Genomic DNA, 19,001 nt, shown 5'->3' on the forward strand with positions numbered 1-19,001 from the left:
CGATGCCGAGCGCGGTCGGCAGGCCGCGCAGGCCGCTGACGAAGCTCTCGTCGCCGCGGCCGGTCTCGCAGGCCGACAGTACCAGCAGATCGAGCCCGGACAGGTCCCAATCCATCAGTTCGAAGGCATAGAGATAGCCGTCCTTGTCGTCGCGCAGCGGCCAGCGGCTGTCGCCGGCGCCCGACAGCACGATGCCGCTCTGCCAGAGCGTGTCGAGGCCGGACGCGGTGCTGTCGTGATAGAAGCCGTGCGTCGCCAGATGCGCGATGCGGACCTTGCCGATCGCCTCGCGCAGCGCGGCTTCGCTGACGCCGCTTCCGGTCAGCATCTCGACCGGGGCGCCGCGCGCGCGGGCGAGTTTGGCGATCGCCTCGATCTCGGTGTTGGTGCCGGGCAGGGGCATCGGCCCCGGCTGGCCGTATTCGATGCCGCCGGCGAGCAGCATCGCGCCCGTCCGCTCGAGCGTCTCGCGCGCATGGATCGCGATCAGCGCATCGGGGCTGGTCAGCAGCCGGATCGTGAACTTGTCCTCCAGCAGGCCGCCATCGGCACCGGGCAACAGCGAGAACGGCACCGCAAACAGGAATCCATCCGGCACCACATAGAGCGTGGTCTTGTCCTTCAGCATGGCCTCCAGCGGCGCGAACAGCCGCGCGTGCAGGTTCTGGAAGCGGCCTTTGGTGTCGAGCGCCCTGGTGTCGGGGCTCTTGTCGACACGCTCTCTGGCGCCGAGATCGGGGACGGTGGCCCGTGTCGTCCGCAGCCGCGCGATCTCGGTCCGCACGCCGGTGTCGACCGTCTTGCCGGGATCGCCGAGATCGACCACGCGCGGCTCGCTCGTTGCGGTCTCGACGATGGCGTAGAGCACGGTCGCCGCCAGCGGCTCCTTCGACTGCCGGTCCGCCTTCCATTGCCGTGTGATGAAGTAGTTGACCACGGCTTCCTGCGGGGCGAGCAGCTGCGCCGGACGGATCGGATCCTGCGGCAGCTTGACGCCGATCGCATCGAGCCGCTTGGCCAGCGCCTTCTCGGCCGCGTCCTGCCGCTGCCACACCGATCGCGCCCAGTCGTCGATATTGCCCGACGAGAACAGCTCCTGCTTCTCGCCGTTGAGTCGCAGCGCCGCGCGCACCAGCGTCGCGGTCTCCGCGTCCTTATCCGCGACCTCCGTCTCGAACCGCCGCAGCGCGATGGCGTCGCCGCCGCCGAGCGTCTTCCAGCGCAGCACGGCAGCGGCAAAGGCCGGCTGTGCCACCGCGGAGCCGGCCCCGGTGGCGAAGCGGCCGAACGCGAACAGCAGATGGTCGGCATGGGCACGGATCGCTTCCGCGACGGCGCGATCGCCTGATGTGCCGACTTCGCGCTTCATCCACTCGAACATCTCGCGGTCGAGCGCGGTGAACGCGCGCACCGCGCGGTTCGGATCGCTCGCGATCAGGGCAACGGCGATACCGAGCTTGATCTCGAAGGAGAGCGGATGCTGCGCGGTGAAGGCCCTGGTCGAAATCGCCAGCGCGGTTTCGCGCAGCCGCATGCCGGCGTCCAGCTCGCCGCGCCGCTCGCGCTGGCCGGCGGCGAGCTCCGCCGCCTTGATGCGCAGGAAGTCCGCGAAATTCTCCTCATTGGCGACGATCGCCTCCAGCCGCGCCAGATCGGCCGGCGACGTCGCGGCGTCGCCGGCGGCCAGCATGTCGGTGTAGAACAGCCAGGCATCGGCCTGGCCGGCGAAACTCGGATCCTTCGGGGCCAGCACGGTCGCGATCGCGCGGTGCCGGCGGAAATAGCGGCGGGCGTCGTCGAAGCGGCCGAGGTTGAGGAAATCCTGTCCGGCGTTGTTGACCGTCACCAGCGTGTTGAGATGGTTCTCGCCGTAGCGCCTGACGCGCTTCTCGATCGCGAACAGATCGAGCTCGAGCGCCTTCGCCGGCGCGCCGATCTCGCGCAGCATATCGGCATAATTGTTGGCGAGCTTCGCGGTGGTGCGATGGTCGGGCCCCAGCGCCTTCTCCGAGCGCTCGAAATTGTGCCGGCCCAAATTCGTCGCCGATGCGGCCGAGCCGTTGGCCGACAGCGCGACCGCGAGCTTGTCATTGGCGATCAGCGATTCCTCGGAGCCTTCGCCCCAATAGGCGTTGAAGGCCGCGATCCCCTTCATGTAGACCGGAACCGCTTCGGCGATCCTGGCGTGGTCGGACAGCAGGATGGCGTATTCCAGCAGCACATCGGCGATGCCGGGCGGCGATTGCGCCACAGCCCTGCTCTTGAATGCGCGCACGAACAGTTTTTCGGCGAGATCGTCGCGCTTGACCGCGCGCAGCGTCGCGGTCGCGTCGTAATATTGCCCCATCACGAACTGCGCGTCGTCGAGCTTGTCCGCGGCGTCGAGCGCGGCAGTGAGCTGTGCGGCGCCCGCGTCGATCTTGCCGCTGCGCGTCAGCGCGATCGCGTTCTTCATTTGCGCGGTGATTGCTTGGGTGCTGCTGCCGGCACCTTGCGCCGGCGCGCGCTTGGGGGAGGCGTTCTGCGCGCTAGCGGTATCGATCGGCCCGATCACTGTGGCGCCGAGCGCGAGGATGATACCGAGTGACGCGGCAACCCTGCGCGCGTATGCGAAGCGTCCGGCGATCGTCATCGGCAGCACATCCTCATTCCAAGATTCGTCACCGGATGGCGTTCCCCCAGATGACGACGTCGTTGCAGCCAGCCTCGCTGGCTTTAGCGGTGCGCCTTTGCATGAACAAGACGCGGCGAGCGGCGGCGCGCCGGCGGGACCGGTTTACCGGGCCGGTGCTTTCTTGGTCGCCGCCAGCGCCTCCGGCGTTCACGCACGCTCCCTGAGATGCACCCGTGTGGTGCGTCGCCGCTTGCATGCCAGCGGCATGATCAAGCGATCGGATGATGTTACCGCTGGCGGACACACTTTCCCGGCAACCGCCTTTCGCTTCGAAGCCGAAACGCGCCAGCGCCGAAACCATTGATTTTTCTGACCATCGTCACTTGCGCCATCGCGTCCGATTCGCGTATGAGGCGCATCCTTGGCTTTATACAACTTTTCTTGAGAGCCGATCGCCGATGTCCAACGCCATAAGCGACGCCAACAAGGCGCTCGTGCTCGCGCATTACGACGCCGTGACCAATCGTCTCGATCCCGATGCGATCCGTGTCCAGCTGGCGTCCGATTACTTCGACCATGCCGCGGGCAAGCGGATGAGCGCCGAGGAGGTGATCGCGCATGCGTCTGTCATGCACGAGACCTTTGCCGACCTGTCGGCGGTGGCCGAATGCCTGGTGGCCGAGCGCGACATCGTCGCTGGCCGCTTCGTTTGGCGCGGCCGGCACCGCAGCCCGTGGCGCGGCATCGCCCCGACCGGCCGCCATGTCGAATTCCGCGGCATGACGTTCTGGCGGATTCACGATGGCAAGATCTCCGAGCGCTGGGCCGAGATCGATTTTGTCGATCTGGAGCGGCAGCTCAAGGATTGAGGGAAATCTGCACAACTCCGCCGCGCTGCGACCGTGATCCACCGGCATCACCAGCTGTGTGCATCACAGGCTGACAGGTCACACCAAACCCATTGCGAGCGCCGCGGCCAACTGGCCGCCGCTGCGCCGCTTCATCGCCGGCGAACATCGCCTCGGCCTGTTGATGGCGCAGCGCCGCTGGACGGTGGCGCTCTACGAACTCCTGCGCTTCGGCGTCAAGCAGGCGTGGGCCTGCCTGTTCGGCGGCATCGCGGTGGCGCTGATGATCGGCAGTTGGCGCTTCTATCCGCCGGACGCGGTGCTTGCGCGTTACGACTTCCTGCTTCTCTGCATGCTCGCCGTTCAGGTCGCGCTGCTGGCGGGAAAGCTCGAGACCTGGGAGGAGGCCAGGGTCATCCTGATCTACCATGTCGTCGGCACGGCGATGGAGGTCTTCAAGACCTCAGTCGGCTCCTGGATCTATCCGGAGCCCAGCGTCTTCCATATCGGCGGCGTGCCGCTGTTCTCCGGCTTCATGTATTCCTGTATCGGCAGCTACATCTGCCGCTGCTGGCGGCTGTTCGATTTCCGCTTCACGCAGCATCCGCGTCGGCTCGGCCTGATCGCCCTCAGCGTCGCGATCTATGTCAACTTCTTCAGCCACCATTACGTCGTCGACCTGCGCTGGGGGCTGTTCGCCTGGGCGATCTGGCTGCTCGGCCGCACAAGCATCCATTTCAAGGTCTGGACCCGCTATCGCGCGATGCCGCTGCTGCTCGGCCTCGTGCTGGTGTCGCTGTTCATCTGGTTCACCGAGAACATCGGCACCTTCACCAAGACCTGGCTCTATCCCTCGCAGCGGCTCGGCTGGTCGATGGTCGGAATCGAGAAGCTCGGGTCGTGGTTCCTGCTCCTGATCATCAGCTACACGCTGGTCATCCTGGTCAATGCGCCACGGAGGTGGAGGGGCGAGACACGACGGCGGGATGACGCGGCCGCGGGCGGAATGTCGGCGCCGACACTTTGACGGCCTCGTTTGCTCCATGGCATGATCGGCCATTCGAAGCGGGAGGGATGTTTGCATGCTCAGGTGTCGTTTGGCGGTTGTGTTCGGCGCCTTGCTGCTTGCCACCCCCTCCTATGCCGCCCGCTGCGGCGGCAGTTTTCCGGCCTTCGTCCAGTCGTTCTCGCAGGAGGCGGCTAGCGCCGGCATCCAGCAGGACGTGATCTCGCAGGCGCTCGGCGGGGTGCAGCAGGATGGCGGGGTGCTCGCCTTCGACCGGCGGCAGCGCTACACCTTCAACAAGACCTTCGAGCAGTATGTCGCAACCCGCGTAGGCAGCGGGCGCATCAATGGCGGCCGCGCCATGTTGCAGCGTCACGCTGCGCTGCTGTCGAAGATCGAGCAGCAATACGGCGTACCGCGCCAGATCCTGGTCGCGATCTGGGGGCTGGAGACCGATTTCGGCAAGGGCGACATGGGCAAGCTGCCGGTGTTCCGCGTGCTCACCACGCTGGCGCATGATTGCCGCCGCACCGACCTGTTCCAGGGCGAACTGCTGGCCGCGCTCAAGATCCTGCAGCGCGGCGACCTCCGCCTCAACGACATGATCGGCGCCTATGCCGGCGAGATCGGTCAGACCCAGTTCCTGCCGTCGTCCTACATCAAGTACGGCGTCGATTTCGATGGCGACGGCCATGTCGATCTGCGCCACTCGGTCGCCGACGTGCTGGCCTCGACCGCGAACCTGTTGCACTCGAACGGCTTCAAGATGGGCGCGCCCTACGGCGAAGGCAGCGCCAATTTCGAGGCGATGCGCGAGTGGAACAGGGCGGTGATCTATCGCAAGACCATTGGGTATTTTGCCGATCAGCTCGTGGGGCGGTGAGGGCGCGGCTTCGTCCGTCATTGCGAGCCACCCGGTCGGCGCGAAGCGCCGCCGGATGACAGGCTCCGCGAAGCAATCCATTTTTCAGCATATGCGGGACGATGGATTGCTTCGTCGCTTCGCTCCTCACAATGACGATACGTACGATCGAGTGATCGAATGGAAACCATCGGCAGCCAAAAGATCTGGTCGTTCTTCGACCGCCGGGGATGCCAGGTCGCGAAGAACTCGGCGGTGCGGGAGGGGCCGGGGCATCGCGTCGGCTCCTATCTCGAGCTCGCGACCAAGATCGCCGAGCTGCAATTCCTCAACCGCGACCATGTGCTGCTGTTTCGCGGCCAGGGCGCCGACTTCAGAAACATCAAGCGCAACTCGTCGCTGAAGCCGACGCTGTTTCGCGGCGGCCGCGGCAATCCGGATCAGGCAACGCTGGTAACGCGGTTCGAAGCTTTGCGGCGCGCCGAGCAGGTCCTGATCGCGGAGTATGCCAAGGCCAAGCTGCTCGGGCTCGAGCGGCTGAAGCGACACCGCATCCTGCGCTGGTCGATCCTGCAGCATTACGAGGTCTGCACCACGCCGCTGCTCGACGTCACCCATTCGATCCGCATTGCCGCCTCGTTTGCGTCGCTGGCGGAGACCGGCACCGCCTTCCTCTATGTGCTCGGCGTGCCGAACCTCAGCGGCGCGATCACCGCGAGCGCCGAGGCCGGCCTGCAGATCGTGCGGCTGTCCAGCGTCTGCCCGCCGGCGGCGGTGCGGCCGCATATCCAGGAGGGCTATCTGCTCGGCGAATATCCCGAGATGTCCGGCACCGAGCAGAAGGAAAACTACTTTCCTTACGAGATGGATTTCGGCCGCCGGCTGGTCGCGAAATTCTCGTTCGCGCCGTCCTCGTTCTGGAAGAACGACAATTTCCCGCAGGTGACGCGCAGCGCGCTCTATCCGTCGGAGCGGAGCGATCCGCTGTTTCGGCTGGCGCTCGGGGTGAAGAAGCAGCTCGGCGGGTGATCTGCCAGTGATGTGTGACTCACCGATCGCGCAACACATTCAGTGTCGTCCCGGGCTTGACCCGGGGGACCCATAACCACAAATGCGCGTTGTCGCTGACGCTGTGTCCCCAGCGTGCTCACCAACTTGACCCTGTGGTTATGGGTCCCGGCTCCCGTGCGCAATTGCGCACTAGGCCGGGACGACGGCAGAGAGATTGCGTGCAATCAACCCGCGCGCGCCGCATCGCGCGCGATCCGCCTTGCGGCCGTCTTCTCCATCTGCCGCTGCATCACCTTCCAATAGGTCCCGGGGCGGAAGCGTTGCAGCAGGTCCATGAAGATGGCGTCCTTGCCGATCAGGATGCGCGGCTGGTTTTTCTCAATGCCGGTGATGATGCGTTGCGCGGCCGCCGTCGGCGTGGTCCTCGCCAGCGTCTCGAAGCGCTCGATCGATTCTGAGCGCCGGGCATTGTCGGTGACGCCGCTGCCGGTGCGCGAGTTGCGCGCGATGTTGGTGGCGATGCCGCCGGGGTGCACGACGGAGAGCTTCACCGGACTGTTCGCCATCGCAAGCTCGTGGCGCAGGCTCTCCGAGAAGCCGCGCACCGCAAATTTGGCCGCGCAATAGGCGCTCTGGCCGGGCGGGGCGACGATGCCGAAGATCGAGGAGATGTTGACGATATGCGCCTCCCGCCGTTGCGAAAGCAGCGGCAGGAAGGCGCGACTGCCGTGCACTACGCCCCAGAAATTGATGTTGAACAGCCAGTCCATCTGCGCCTGGTCGATTTCGCTGAACTCGCCGAGCAACGCGACGCCGGCATTGTTGACGACGATGTTGAGGCCGGGATGCGCGGCGCCGGCCGCGTCGGCGAACGCGGTGATCTGGCGGGGCTCGCTGACATCGACACGGTGTACGGTGACCTTGCGCGGGCTCGCTTTGGCGATCTCGGCGGCGGCGGCCTGCAGGCCGCCCTCGTCGCGGTCGGCGATGGCGAGATCGCAGCCACGCAACGCCAGTTCAAGCGCGAGCGCGCGGCCGATGCCGCTGGCGGCTCCGGTTACGGCGGCGGCGGATCCAGAGATCGCGGTCATGTCGGGTCAGCTCCATCTGAGCGAGCGGGATGCGGTTGCCAGGCGGGAACATGGCGGTTTCCTCGCTTTTCTCAAATTGGAACTGAACCATCCAGCGATTTTAGGCATTTAACATTTGTTATGTGCTCGATCTGAAGCATTCAAACCAAGGGAGGCCCGCCATGGGACAGTCAAAGCCCTATCGTGCGAAGGCCCTGGTCGTCGAGGACGATCCGATGCAGCGCGAGATGATCGGCCTCCTGTTGGAGGAGAGCGAGTTCGACGTGATCTCCTGCGAGAGCGCGGAAGCTGCAGAACTGGTGCTGCAGGGCAGTGGCGACAACGTCGTGCTGATGCTGACGGATGTCGAGCTGGCCGGCAACATGACCGGCGTCGAGCTCGCCCATGTCGCCAAGAAATACAAGCCCGATCTCGATGTGATCGTCACCTCGGGCAAGCCGCTGCGGCAGCGCCTGCCCGAGGGCACCATGTTCTGGTCCAAGCCCTGGGCGCCGCTGGACGTGATCCGGGTCGCCGAGATGAAGGCCTCGGAGCTGTCGGGCCGCGGGGCGAGGTCCGTATAACGCAGTTGTCAGCACGGGCGAAGCGCGGCCGGCCGGTGGCCGCTTCCGCCTGCCCGGACGCCGTGATATTTCCGGACCATGTCCCTCCCCCTTGAGGATTTGAAATGACATGGTCCTTCTTGCTGACCACGCTGATCGTGGTCGCCTCGCCCGGCACCGGCGTGCTCTACACCCTGGCGGTGGCGCTGACCCGGGGCTCGCGGGCGAGCGTGGCGGCGGCGTTCGGCTGCACCCTCGGGATCGTGCCGCAGATGATCGCGGCGATGCTCGGCCTTGCCGCCATCCTGCACACCAGCGCGATGGCGTTCGCGGCGCTGAAATGGGGCGGCGTGGTCTATCTGCTCTATATGTCCTGGCAGGCGCTGCGCGAGCGCGGCGCGCTCGCCGTCGACACCGAGATCAAGCCGCGCTCGAGCGGGCGGGTGATCGTGACCGCGATCCTGATCAACATCCTCAATCCGAAGCTGTCGATCTTCTTCCTGGCCTTCCTGCCGCAGTTCATCGCCGTCGACGACCCGCATCCGCTGACGCGGATGGTCGAGCTCAGCTTCGTCTTCATGGCGATGACCTTTGCGGTGTTCGCGGTCTACGGGCTGTTCGCGGCGTCGATGCGCGACCGCGTCATCACCCGGCCGAAGGTGATGGCCTGGCTGCGGCGCAGCTTTGCCGCGGGCTTTGCCGTGCTCGGCGCCAAGCTCGCCTTTGCGGAGCGCTGAGCTTGCATTCGCTCGCGGCCGAGGCCGGCAATAAAGAGGCTGGCAATAAAACAGAGGCAGGCAATAAAAAAGCAGGCCTTGCGCCTGCTGCCTTGCCCCATCTGCCGGGGTCGATCGGTTAGGTGAATCTAGGGTTGATGAGTTCGGGGCTGGCGTCGTTTCGGCCGGTGATCCCGATCCGAGTGCCCGGGCAGGGCAAGAGCCGCTACCCGGGCTGGAATTCGTTACTTCTTGGCGGCCTTCTTCTTGGTGGCCTTTTTCGCCTTCGCCTTCTTCGCCTTCTTCGCTTTCTTAGCCATAGTATCCTCTCAGGGTTTCATGGATTGAACGCGACTCCGAGGCATGCTTGGCGGAGGGCCAGCCTCGCAACATCCTCAGTAGCAAACTCAGCAGATTCGGAGGCGGCTGCCGCGTGCTGTCACGGCGCCGTCATCGTGTTATCCACAGCTGTTACGTGTTTTTGCCAGTTTTTCGCCAGCGTCGGCGTGTCGCGCGTCGCGGCGCCGTCGCACCGTCATGCTTAACGACGCGCAAATGGTGGACGCGCGCATCTTCATCAATTCAAAACCACGGCACGGATTCACCCGTGGCGGGTGACAGTCCGTTAAGCGGCGCGGCGGCATCCTCTCTCCCAAGACAACGGGGATTGTCATTGAGGAAACGCCTTTAGGGGCGGAAGGTCATTTCAGGGGAGGCGAGGCCGATACGGGTCTCGAACAGGGGCGATGTTGAGCGTTCCGACGCTTTGGACGGTATTCGTTATCAATTTTCTCGCGCTCGGCCTGATCTGGGCCTATGTCGCGCAAAGCTATCCAGCTTTCGGCGCGGCGAGGTTCTGGACCGCGTCCGCCTTCGTTGCGGCCGCCGGTGCCTCCTGCGCGATGCTCCGTGTGATGATGACGGACTCGCTGTTGCCGCTGCTGGCGGCGGGGACGCTGATGGTGTTCGCCGCCGGCCTTGCCGCGATGGGCATCGAGCGCTTCTACGGCAAGCCGGTGGGCTGGCGCAGCACCGCGCTGTGCACCGCGTTCGCTTTCGCCGGGCTCGGCGTCTTCATCTTTGCCTATAACAGCATGCCGATGCGCATCCTGGTCTACACCGTCGCCCAGGTCATGCCGTTGGCGCTGACGCTGAAGCTGTTGCTGTCGCCCGAGAACGGGCGCGTCAGCCCCGGCGCGCGGCTCGCCGGCATCGTCGCCTCCGTGCTGATCGGCATTTATGCGCTGCGCCTCGTCGGCGCCTTGCTGCAGCCCGGCGAGTACTCCTTCGTTCGCTTCAATGCGGGCCAGTCGCTGGTGATCCTGCTGATGGTCTTCCTGTCGATGGCGCTCAATTTCGGCTTCCTGCTGATGGCGATCGACCGGCTGCGCAACGAGGTCGCCGACCTCGCGCTGCTCGACGATCTCACCGGCGTCGGGAACCGCCGCCATCTCCTGCAACGGCTGACCGAGGAATGCGCGCGGTCCGACCGCAACGGCGAGGCGTTCGCGCTGCTGGTGATCGACCTCGACGGCTTCAAGGGCATCAACGACACCCATGGCCACGCCGCCGGCGACGCCTGCCTGCAGCACTTCACGCTGATGGCGCAGACCAGGCTCCGCCCGGGCGACATGCTGGCCCGCACCGGCGGCGACGAGTTCTGCATCGTGCTGCCGTCCTCGACGCTGCGCGAGGGCGCGATGATCGCCCGCCGCGTGCTGGAGGTCTGCCGCGCCGATGCCGAGCAGTGCACCGGCAACGACATTCCGATCGCGGTCTCGATCGGCATTGCGCAATGGACCCGCGAGATCGGGATGCATCCCGACCGCCTGATCGCCGCCGCCGACCACGCGCTCTACGACGCCAAGAAGGGCGGCAAGAACGGCTATGCGACCTACGAGCCCAGGCTGCCGCCGGAGATGGTCGATGCGCTGGAGGCGACCCTGCGCAAGCGCGCCTGAGCGTGCTAGAGCATGATGAGATCAAGTTGAGCTGGAGCGGCGGCGGGGCTTCACCTCTCCCCGCTGGGGAGAGGTCGGCGCGCAGCGCCGGGTGAGGGATTACGGTCTCTCGTTAGCGCCGCGGCCCGTCACCCGATTTGCTACGCAAATCGGCCTCTCCCCGCTGGGGAGAGGTGAAACGAAGCCGTCGCAGAACCGAAGCGCACACTGGATATTCCATGATGATGCCCCGCCTGCTCGCCGCACTCCTTGCGCTTCTTCTGTCTTCCGCCGCATCAGCCGACCCGCCCGATCTCGCTGTCATCGCGCGATCGCAGGGGACGCCCGAGATTCCCGGGTTGAAGATGGTGTGGCTGTCGCCCTGGGGCGACGTCGCCAAGGCGCACCCCTGGCGCAACATCATCGTGCACCAGACCGAGGGGCCGGCCGGCTCTGCACGCTACGGCGCGCAAGAGCAGCACAAGAACCCGACAAGGCGCGGCGTCATGGTCTGGGTCGAAACCGACGGCACGGTCTATTGGGCGGTCGCCGACAACCTCATTCCGACCCACACCGACGGCGCCGATCGCAACGACAACAAATACATCGACAACAGCAAGACCTATCACCAGGCGAATAAGGACACCTCGATCGGCGTCGAGTTCGCCGGCAATTACCCCGACGTCACCAAGGGGCCGACCGACGCGCAAGTTTCGGCCTGGCGGGTGCTGGTGCGTGTGCTGCGCGCGCGCTACGGCATTCCGCTCGACCGCGTCTACGCGCACAACTGGATCGACTTCAAGGACGCCCGCTACTGCGAGGGCTGCGCACTCGCGACCATGGCGCGAGAGTGGGGCGAGTAGGGGGCGGACTCCCCTAAGATCCAGCACGTCCGCTTCGGGGACGAAGCGGAAGCTCCGGACCTCCGCCTTCTGACCAATAGCGGAAATTCGACATCTCGGGCCGCCCCAAGAACCGCTGACAGGAGCGTCTGTCCTATGCTTTGATAGGAGGGGAACGAGCGAGGGTTTCGTGACGGCAGAACGGATCCAGCGGAGATTGGCGGCAGTTCTGGCAGCTGATGTCGCCGGGTATTCGCGTCTCATGGGGGCAGACGAAGTCGGGACTCTGGCGGCCCTCAAATCCCACCGTCGCGACGTGATCGACCCTGCTATCGCAACGCACGGGGGCCGTATCGTCAAGACGACCGGCGATGGAATACTCGTCGAATTCGCAAGTGCGGTCTCCGCCGTGACTTGCGCCATGGCCGTGCAAAGCGAGATGATTGAGCGCAACGCAAGGGCGCCGCTCAAAATCGTCTTCCGCATGGGCATCAATGTCGGCGACATCATCGTCGACGGCGACGACATCTTTGGCGACGGCGTCAATGTCGCAGCCCGCGTGGAGAATGAATGCGAGCCGGGCGGCGTTTATTTATCCGACGACGCTTTCAGACAGGTCCGAGGGAAGACGCCGTTCTTCTTCCAAGACGTCGGCGAACGAACGTTGAAGAACATCGCGCGACCGATACGGATACATGCGGTCAGGATGCGCGAGGACGAAGCTGGACCAGATGTTTCCATCCCAGCCGCGGCGGCGGGCCTGCGAAGCATTTTGCTGGACCCGTCACGGCCGCCCTTGCTGCCAAACAAACCTTCGATCGCGATTCTACCGTTTCAGAACATGAGCGGTGATCCGGAACAGGATTACTTTGCGGACGGTATGGTGGAGGACATCACCACTGCGCTGTCGAGATTCAAGTCGCTGCTCGTTATCGCGCGAAACTCGTCATTTGCGTACAAGGGCAAGACGTTCGACATCAAGCAGGTCGGTCGCGAGTTGGGGGTCCGGTACGTTCTGGAGGGGAGCGTCAGGAGGGCAGGTGGTGTCGTTCGGATCACCGGCCAGCTGATCGAAGCCGAGACAGGCGCGCATCTGTGGGCAAATCGATTTGATGGCGCGCTTGAGAATGTTTTCGATCTGCAGGACAGTGTCGCAAGAAGCGTCGCCAGTGCAATATTTCCTCAGCTGATCTCTGCCGACGCCAATCAGGCGGCGCGCAAGTCACCCGACACGTGGGACGGATACGATCACTATTTGCGCGGCCTTGCTCTGGTCCGTCAGAGAACGCTTGAGGGGAACAGGCAGGCACAGGCCGAATTCGAGAAGGCAATGTCTCTCGACTCAACATTTGCTCCGGCCTACGTCCAGGCTGCATTTTGCGTTCACAATCGATTTTGGGGATATCTTGTCCCGTTCACGGAAGCCGAACGAACCGAAGCAATACGCCGCGCCGTTTACGCACTCCAGCTTGCTCCCGACCACGACAGTGTTCTGGGCATATCCGCCTACATCATTGGAAACATGAACCGTGAGCTGGAGCGTGGTCTTGCTTTGGCTGATCAATCCCTCGATCTCAATCCGAATTTGGCTCAAGCTTGGGCGATCAAAGGTTACCTCAGCGCTTTGGCTGGTGATCTCGTCGTGGCACGTCATGCGCTGGATCAAGCAACCCGACTCAATCCGGTCGATAGCGGCAATGTCATTGGGGTCCTCAGGGGCTATCTCACCGCGTCTTGGGTTATGGAATCTCGCGACGATTGCGTGGCATGGGCAAAGAAGCTCATCAGCCTCTATCCAGAAGATGTTCATGCGCTGTTCACGCTGAATGACGCTGCCATATTGGCAGGCGACGCTTCGGAGGCGAAGAGACTTCTCGGCCGCATCACGGAGCTCTATCCTAAGCTGAGCAAGCCCTTCCTACGGGATATGTACCTTCGGTACCGTAAGCCGGAGCATCAGTCGGTCGTGGAAGCGGCGATAAATCGCAGCGGCCTTCCCGACTGAGACGGCGCTTGGTTTTGCTGCAGAGCAATGTCACTGATCGCGGCGCCCAGCGAGTGTCACCTTCAGGCCGAAGCCGACACTGGGTAGCCCCATCGACCGCCACGCGCACGATGAGGGATTCAGTCCTGCGGACGCAGGGCCGCTTCGGCGCGCTGCATCATCCGCCGCCATCGCTCGCTTGTCGGCCCGCCCATCAGCAGGAAGTAGCGGACGATCGCGATCGGCAGCCAGCTCTCCATCGCTTGCCTCAGCGCCGCGACCGGCATACCGGACAGCCGCGCGTATTCGGATTGCGCCGCCGCATGGACCGCAAGCGGCCGCTGCGGATTGTCGGTGACATCGAGGGCGAGCTCGGTCAGGTTGATGTGAAAGTGTCCATGATCAAAGGCCGCAGGCGCGCGGATCGAAAAGGTCCAGTCGATCAGCCGTGGACCGTCCGCCGTCATGATCACGTTGTTAGGATGGATGTCGCCATGGCACAGCCCGTCCCCCGGCTGCTGCAGGCGGTCGATCAGCGCGAGGATGCCGGAGGCGATGTGCTCGGGCACGATGCCGCCCGAGTGCCTGAAGGCGCTGTCCATCCAGCGGCGCAGACGGAAGGCCTCCGGCGGCGGCGATATCCTGTGAACCGACAGGGCGAGGGACGCGAGGATCGCGCCCGCCTGGGCGAATGTCACGCCGCCGCTGCGCGTGAGCTGCAGCAGCGTCGGTCCGTCGAGACGGGCGAGCACGATGCCAAAGCGTCCGTCGATCGTCACCTCGCCGAACACCTCCGGCGCAGGCACGCCGGCGGCGAAGACCGCCCGGGTCATCCCCACCTCTTGCTGGCCGAGCCGCGGCGGGAAGCCTTCCTTGAACAGTTTGACGACCTGACCCGGCGCCCAGGCGTGGATATCAGCCGTGCCGCCCTGGTTGATCTTCTCCCCGAGGGATCCCCGCATCGCCCGTCCTCCCGCCGGTCGCAACCAAACACCAGCGTCGGGCGAAAGAGAACGCTGCCGCGATCCTGGCTGCCAGCCATGATCGTGGCTTGTCCCCGGACGCGGCGTTTGCCAGAATCGCGACGCGACGCGCGCCACGATCTATCTCGTCATGCTTGTTGGTGCTTTCGCGGCAGGTTGGTTTGTCGGCGTCTTTGCCGAAAGCTACCTCCATGAGGAGACTTCACGACGCAAAGGGTCTGCACATTAGCCAGCCCCGCAGGATGGGTGTAGCCATCGGGCCGCGCGTTGCGCGGACCCGTTGGCTCCACCCATCCTACAGGCTGCACCAATCGGCGCGTCGCTCAGCGATGAACGCAAATGATGGTGTTCCCCTTGCGTCGCTCGGTCGGATTTAAGGCGGCGACGGCATCGTCGAGGGATGAGACCTTGCCGATGTGCGTCCGAAGTCGTCCGTCCCGCACCCGCTGGACGATCTCAATCAGTTGGACACGATCGACCTCGACGACGAAGTCGACCGCAAGTCCGCCGGAGGGCCGTGCCTCGGCCGGCCCGACGATGGTCACCAGCGTTCCTCCGGCCCGAATGAGTGCTGCGGACCGCTTCTGAATGTCACCGCCGATGACATCAAACACGAGATCGACTTCGCCGACGTCTTCCAGGGCGTCGTTATCCAGGTCGACGAACTCCTTCGCGCCCAAGTCGAGCACTGTCTGACGGTCGGCGGAGCGTCCGGTGCCGATGACGTAGGCGCCGGCCTCGCGTGCGAGTTGCGTCACCATCGATCCAACTGCACCGGCCGCGCCATGTGCGAGGACGCGCTGTCCCGCCTGAAGGCGGCCGTGCTGGAACAGCCCTTGCCATGCAGTCAGACCCGAGATCGGCAGGCTCGCGCCCACCGTGAAGTCGACGTCGCCCGGCAGCGGCGCGAGGTTTCGTGCCTCGATCGCCACATACTCGGCTAGCGTGCCGTCGCGATACCAGTCCGCGAGGCCGAACACCCGCTGGCCCACCGACAGTCCCGTCGTGCCATATCCAAGCGCGGTGACCACTCCGGCCAGCTCGTGCCCAGGGATCGACGGTGTCCGATCACGATCGAGGCGATCGGTCCAGGTCGACGGCCACGCCAGCTCAGTCGGGGCAAATCCCGACGCATGAACCTGAACGACGACGTCGTTTATCGCTGCGTTCGGCTCGGGCCGGTCCACTAATTTCATCCCGGCCGTTCCCGCGGCCTGGTTCGCTACAACGATCGCCTTCATGGGAACTATCTCCTCGATCATTTGTCTCGTTGGCGGAAATGCTGCAGGGAGCACGAAAGCGCCGCCTATCAACAAACGCCAAGCAGTGCGGAACTCCAGACTCCGCGCTTGCGATCTGCGCTCTCCGCATTGACCGGAGCACTAACCCCGATGGGCCCCTCCGGTTGCTGGCGCCAGCATAGATGCGTTGCGCCTGGTCATAAGAACAGGACCAAGATTGCCGAATTTGGCTGTACCAAGCCCAATGGCTGCCAGCTCCACCAAACCTACAGACAAACAAAAAAGCCGGCGTTGCCGCCGGCTTTCGTGTCTGTTTGGCTCGTTCACCGCGCGATCAGGGAGCAGGGCGGTACTCATTGAATTCCGGGACGCCTGCCTTTGACCCAAGGCGGACTCGCGGGCCAAAACGGCAGGAAAGCATTGCCCAGCTCGCGGTGGCCTTATACCCTCCTGAAGGTCAAGACTGGGGGCAGCCTTGGAAAAAGACGAACTCGAGCGCCTGGCTGGCCGCCGGTTGCGGCTGAGCTTCGAGGAGATCGTAAATCATCCTCGGCTGCCGGAGGCGCGGCGCGCCTATGTCGCGGCTTTTTGTGATTTGTACGAGGGTGATCCGTTTCTGGTCCGCCTGCTGCTCCAGGCCGGCCGCTTCCTCGTTTTCCTGAGCGCAGCGGTGCTCGAGGCCGCACAGGATCCGGCGCGACGCGAAACCTGGTTCACGGTCTCCGCGCTGAAACGGCAGCTCAATATGCATGGACAGGCGAGCGATCGGCAGGTGGATCATCTCCTGGCACGGCTGTGCGAAGTCGGATTCATCGCGCAGAGCCGAGCGCCGGCTGACCGGCGCGTGCGGCTCCTCGCAACCACGGACAAGCTGCGCTTGCATCACGCCGAATGGCTGGCGACACACTTCGTGCCGCTTGCCGAATTGTACCCCGATCATGATTACAGCCCGGTGCTGTCACGAAATCAGGCCTTCAACGTAACCCATTGCCGCGCGGGCCTGCCGTTCTTTCCGGTCTCCGTTCGCCTCATGATGACGTTGTCGGACACGATGTTGTTCTTTTCGCATGCCGCGGGGCCGCTGATTCAGAATGCCGTCCTGAAGGCTGCGATGGATGCGGGCGATCCGACCGCAGCGATCCCCTACATGGATGTGGCTGATCGCTTCGGCGTCTCGCGAACGCATATCCGCAACCTGATGAATGCAGCACAGGCGGCCGGTCTCGTCAGGATCATTGGGCGCGGCGGCCGCAGCATCGAGATCATGCCGCGCCACTGGGCGAGCTATGATCGCGGCCTTGCGATTGGCATGTACCTGCACGATGCGGTCAATCTCGTGGCGATGCGCGATTGGACGGAGGCTCGGCGCGGCTCCGCCGATCGCCTTTTGGCCGTGGACTGATCCTGTCCACGGCTTTTCCCTGCGCCTTCGATAGGCGCAAAGTTTTCCGACTGCATCCCGCCCGGAAAGGCTAGGCTAGTCTGCGGCCCGACTTTGCCCCCATGGGCCGATCTATTTTTCAATTCTTTTTTCTTAAGGAAGATTTTGATGACCGAAATCGATAGCGGCGCGCACGGCTCTACTGCCGTGCGGCTCCGTTCGCTCGCATACGCGCTGCTTGTTGCGATCCTGGCCGCTTCTGGCCTGTACGCCGCGTTCATCGCAGGTCCCGCCATGCGCGCCGCCGCCCACGATGACGTCGTGCGGGCGGTTGCCGAGGAAGATCGCCGGTTCTGTGGAATGTTCGGATTGGGCGCGGGCACAGACGCGTTCGCTGCGTGCAGCAGAGAGTTGTCGATCGTCCGGCAACGGCAGGTCGCTCGCGACAATGCCGCCGCCCAAGGTCTGCTTTAGCGCTCCAACCTCGATATCTCTTCCGAAAAGGATTTTGTTATGGTCAGACGCTCGACGTTTGCACTGGGTGCTGCTGCGATCTGGATCGGTTCGGCCGCGGCGCAGGACGCTCCTGCCTCCCACCAGGCCGACCCGACGGTCTATGAGGTCATCTTCGAAGATCAGAACTTTCGTGTGATCGCGGCCACCTGGAAGAAGGGTGCGACGGACAAGCCGCATTCGCACCCGCTTCCTTTCGTGGTCTACGCGCTCGATGATTGCACCGTGCGGGTCCACAATCCGGATGGCTCGACGCGCGAATTGAAGAACAAGGCCGGAGTGGCCAGCGCGGGCCCCATCACTGTCTCGCATACGGCTGAAAATGCCGGCGACTCGGACTGTCGAGCCCTTCTGGTGGAGCGAAAGTGATCCGGCATGAGACAATGGACTTGCATCATGCGTTACCGGATCGCTCCGATCGCCATCACCGTGTCTGCATTGCTTGGCGCAATGGCGTCTCCGGCACGGGCCGGCGAAACAACCGATACACGCGAGCCCGTGCAGCGAACGGACACCGAGAAAGCCTTCGTGCTGGAGCAAATGCGGCTGTTCCTGGCCTCGATCGTGGAGGTCGAGGAAGGGCTTGGCTCGGGTGATCTGGACCTGGTCGCGCGTGAAGCAGCGGCGCGCGGCCGCAAGGCCAGTGCCGCGCTGGCCCGGCCGCCGACCCTGGCCGCCAAGGAAAGCGATGCCTGGAAGTCGATGATCGGCTCGGTCCGGAGCGGCTTTGACCAGATTGCCGAGCAGGCGACTGCGCGCGCGCCGGCGGCAAAAATCAACAAGACGCTCGCCGATACGATGAGGAATTGTGTTGCCTGCCATCAAACCTATCGCATTTCCGCGGAGGCGCGCTAGGCTGGGCGTCCGATATCGCCGCTGCAGATGGTTTGCCGTCAACGGCCTCGGGATGCTGCCCCTTTTTCCAGACGAGAGCGGCTTTCAGCTCAATCGAGGAATGCAATGGCTGCTTATGTGATTTTCGACGTCGATATTCGTGACCCCAAACAATACCAGGAGTTCATGTCTGGCGTGAAGCCGGCCCTGGAAGCGGCCGGAGCCAAATATCTCGCGCGGGGCGGAGCTCATAAGGTCTACGAAGGAGATTGGCAGCCGCGAAGGATTGTCTTGCTGGAATTCCCGTCCGTAGCGGCCTGGGAGTCGTTCTACAACGGTGCAACCTACCAGGGGCTCAAGCGCGTGAGAGACGCTTGCAGCTCCGCGCGTCTGGTGAGTGTGGAGGGCCTCGTCATCACCGAGGCCACCCCAAACCGACGCGATGGACCGGGAAACCCGATCCCAACCCAATCCTAAAGCGGGATGAAGTTAGCTTGAATCGATTTGGGATTCCCAAATCAGGTCGTTTTTGATTCACCATGCTGGCTGGGCGGAGGCCAGCATGGATGGGCAAGCCTTACTCTGAGGATCTT

Annotated in this window: 18 protein-coding genes; 14 read left to right on the top strand and 4 right to left on the bottom strand. The window is 64.1% G+C overall.

Annotation, left to right across the window (positions count from 1 at the left end; genetic code table 11):
* Positions 1-2,632, bottom strand: a 2,632-nt coding sequence (locus AC628_RS38985) for a CHAT domain-containing protein (protein WP_143202045.1), incomplete at its 3' end; no start/stop codon positions are given.
* Positions 2,633-2,898: 266 nt separating this feature from the next.
* Between AC628_RS38985 and AC628_RS38990 the strand changes: the two genes are divergently transcribed.
* The 4 genes from AC628_RS38990 to AC628_RS39005 all read left to right on the top strand — a co-directional run bounded on the left by AC628_RS38990 (position 2,899) and on the right by AC628_RS39005 (position 6,359).
* Entirely contained in the window at positions 2,899-3,483 is a 585-nt protein-coding gene (locus AC628_RS38990; protein WP_210190323.1) for an ester cyclase, read from the top strand.
* Positions 3,484-3,541: 58 nt separating this feature from the next.
* Positions 3,542-4,489: a DUF817 domain-containing protein gene (locus AC628_RS38995; protein WP_245321549.1), complete on the top strand. Its 948-nt coding sequence runs from the start codon at positions 3,542-3,544 to the stop codon at positions 4,487-4,489.
* 55 nt (positions 4,490-4,544) lie between these two features.
* Complete coding sequence (locus AC628_RS39000) at positions 4,545-5,351, top strand: lytic murein transglycosylase (protein WP_074131945.1); 807 nt, start codon at positions 4,545-4,547, stop codon at positions 5,349-5,351.
* A gap of 159 nt (positions 5,352-5,510) precedes the next feature.
* Positions 5,511-6,359, top strand: coding sequence for an FRG domain-containing protein (locus tag AC628_RS39005; protein WP_074131947.1), 849 nt, complete (start codon positions 5,511-5,513; stop codon positions 6,357-6,359).
* Positions 6,360-6,565: 206 nt separating this feature from the next.
* Here AC628_RS39005 and AC628_RS39010 read toward each other — a convergent pair whose 3' ends face one another.
* Positions 6,566-7,432 (bottom strand): SDR family NAD(P)-dependent oxidoreductase, encoded by an 867-nt coding sequence (locus tag AC628_RS39010; RefSeq protein WP_074131948.1) that lies wholly within the window; start codon positions 7,430-7,432, stop codon positions 6,566-6,568.
* 161 nt (positions 7,433-7,593) lie between these two features.
* On the opposite strand from AC628_RS39010, the gene AC628_RS39015 reads away from it, so the two are divergent.
* The 5 genes from AC628_RS39015 (at position 7,594) to AC628_RS39035 (ending at position 13,477) form a co-directional block, all read left to right on the top strand.
* The gene (locus AC628_RS39015; RefSeq protein ID WP_074131950.1) at positions 7,594-7,995 is read left to right on the top strand and encodes a response regulator; all 402 of its coding nucleotides are present in this window, start codon (positions 7,594-7,596) and stop codon (positions 7,993-7,995) included.
* A gap of 104 nt (positions 7,996-8,099) precedes the next feature.
* Entirely contained in the window at positions 8,100-8,711 is a 612-nt protein-coding gene (locus AC628_RS39020; RefSeq protein ID WP_074131952.1) for a LysE family translocator, read from the top strand.
* 725 nt (positions 8,712-9,436) lie between these two features.
* Entirely contained in the window at positions 9,437-10,651 is a 1,215-nt protein-coding gene (locus AC628_RS39025; protein ID WP_074131953.1) for a GGDEF domain-containing protein, read from the top strand.
* A 218-nt stretch (positions 10,652-10,869) separates the two neighbouring features.
* Positions 10,870-11,493: a peptidoglycan recognition protein family protein gene (locus tag AC628_RS39030; protein ID WP_074131955.1), complete on the top strand. Its 624-nt coding sequence runs from the start codon at positions 10,870-10,872 to the stop codon at positions 11,491-11,493.
* 169 nt (positions 11,494-11,662) lie between these two features.
* Positions 11,663-13,477 (top strand): adenylate/guanylate cyclase domain-containing protein, encoded by a 1,815-nt coding sequence (locus tag AC628_RS39035; protein WP_074131957.1) that lies wholly within the window; start codon positions 11,663-11,665, stop codon positions 13,475-13,477.
* Positions 13,478-13,596: 119 nt separating this feature from the next.
* Here the strand turns inward: AC628_RS39035 and AC628_RS39040 are convergent, their stop codons facing one another.
* A complete protein-coding gene (locus AC628_RS39040) occupies positions 13,597-14,556 on the bottom strand; it encodes a phosphotransferase (protein WP_245321550.1) in 960 nt (319 codons plus the stop codon).
* Positions 14,557-14,762: 206 nt separating this feature from the next.
* Positions 14,763-15,680, bottom strand: a complete 918-nt coding sequence (locus AC628_RS39045; RefSeq protein ID WP_074131961.1) for an NADP-dependent oxidoreductase — start codon at positions 15,678-15,680, stop codon at positions 14,763-14,765.
* A gap of 475 nt (positions 15,681-16,155) precedes the next feature.
* On the opposite strand from AC628_RS39045, the gene AC628_RS39050 reads away from it, so the two are divergent.
* The 5 genes from AC628_RS39050 (at position 16,156) to AC628_RS39070 (ending at position 18,885) form a co-directional block, all read left to right on the top strand.
* Positions 16,156-17,082 carry a winged helix DNA-binding protein gene (locus AC628_RS39050; protein ID WP_074131963.1) on the top strand — a complete coding sequence of 309 codons (927 nt, stop codon included), beginning with the start codon at positions 16,156-16,158 and terminating at the stop codon, positions 17,080-17,082.
* A gap of 147 nt (positions 17,083-17,229) precedes the next feature.
* Complete coding sequence (locus AC628_RS39055) at positions 17,230-17,535, top strand: hypothetical protein (protein ID WP_074131965.1); 306 nt, start codon at positions 17,230-17,232, stop codon at positions 17,533-17,535.
* Between the two features lie 39 nt (positions 17,536-17,574).
* Complete coding sequence (locus AC628_RS39060) at positions 17,575-17,943, top strand: cupin domain-containing protein (protein WP_074131967.1); 369 nt, start codon at positions 17,575-17,577, stop codon at positions 17,941-17,943.
* A gap of 171 nt (positions 17,944-18,114) precedes the next feature.
* A complete protein-coding gene (locus AC628_RS39065; RefSeq protein WP_245321551.1) occupies positions 18,115-18,429 on the top strand; it encodes a hypothetical protein in 315 nt (104 codons plus the stop codon).
* A gap of 105 nt (positions 18,430-18,534) precedes the next feature.
* Entirely contained in the window at positions 18,535-18,885 is a 351-nt protein-coding gene (locus AC628_RS39070) for a DUF1330 domain-containing protein (protein WP_083633293.1), read from the top strand.
* The last annotated feature ends 116 nt before the right edge of the window (positions 18,886-19,001 follow it).

The organism is Bradyrhizobium sp. NAS96.2, assembly GCF_001908235.1.
Taxonomy (GTDB): domain Bacteria; phylum Pseudomonadota; class Alphaproteobacteria; order Rhizobiales; family Xanthobacteraceae; genus Bradyrhizobium.

Coding starts and splice junctions, on each gene's coding strand:
- AC628_RS38990 (WP_210190323.1), top strand. CDS start 2,899: ATGTTACCGCTGGCGGACACACTTTCCCGGCAACCGCCTTTCGCTTCG.
- AC628_RS39000 (WP_074131945.1), top strand. CDS start 4,545: ATGCTCAGGTGTCGTTTGGCGGTTGTGTTCGGCGCCTTGCTGCTTGCC.
- AC628_RS39005 (WP_074131947.1), top strand. CDS start 5,511: ATGGAAACCATCGGCAGCCAAAAGATCTGGTCGTTCTTCGACCGCCGG.
- AC628_RS39010 (WP_074131948.1), bottom strand. CDS start 7,432: ATGACCGCGATCTCTGGATCCGCCGCCGCCGTAACCGGAGCCGCCAGC.
- AC628_RS39015 (WP_074131950.1), top strand. CDS start 7,594: ATGGGACAGTCAAAGCCCTATCGTGCGAAGGCCCTGGTCGTCGAGGAC.
- AC628_RS39020 (WP_074131952.1), top strand. CDS start 8,100: ATGACATGGTCCTTCTTGCTGACCACGCTGATCGTGGTCGCCTCGCCC.
- AC628_RS39025 (WP_074131953.1), top strand. CDS start 9,437: ATGTTGAGCGTTCCGACGCTTTGGACGGTATTCGTTATCAATTTTCTC.
- AC628_RS39030 (WP_074131955.1), top strand. CDS start 10,870: ATGATGATGCCCCGCCTGCTCGCCGCACTCCTTGCGCTTCTTCTGTCT.
- AC628_RS39045 (WP_074131961.1), bottom strand. CDS start 15,680: ATGAAGGCGATCGTTGTAGCGAACCAGGCCGCGGGAACGGCCGGGATG.
- AC628_RS39055 (WP_074131965.1), top strand. CDS start 17,230: ATGACCGAAATCGATAGCGGCGCGCACGGCTCTACTGCCGTGCGGCTC.
- AC628_RS39060 (WP_074131967.1), top strand. CDS start 17,575: ATGGTCAGACGCTCGACGTTTGCACTGGGTGCTGCTGCGATCTGGATC.
- AC628_RS39065 (WP_245321551.1), top strand. CDS start 18,115: ATGCGGCTGTTCCTGGCCTCGATCGTGGAGGTCGAGGAAGGGCTTGGC.
- AC628_RS39070 (WP_083633293.1), top strand. CDS start 18,535: ATGGCTGCTTATGTGATTTTCGACGTCGATATTCGTGACCCCAAACAA.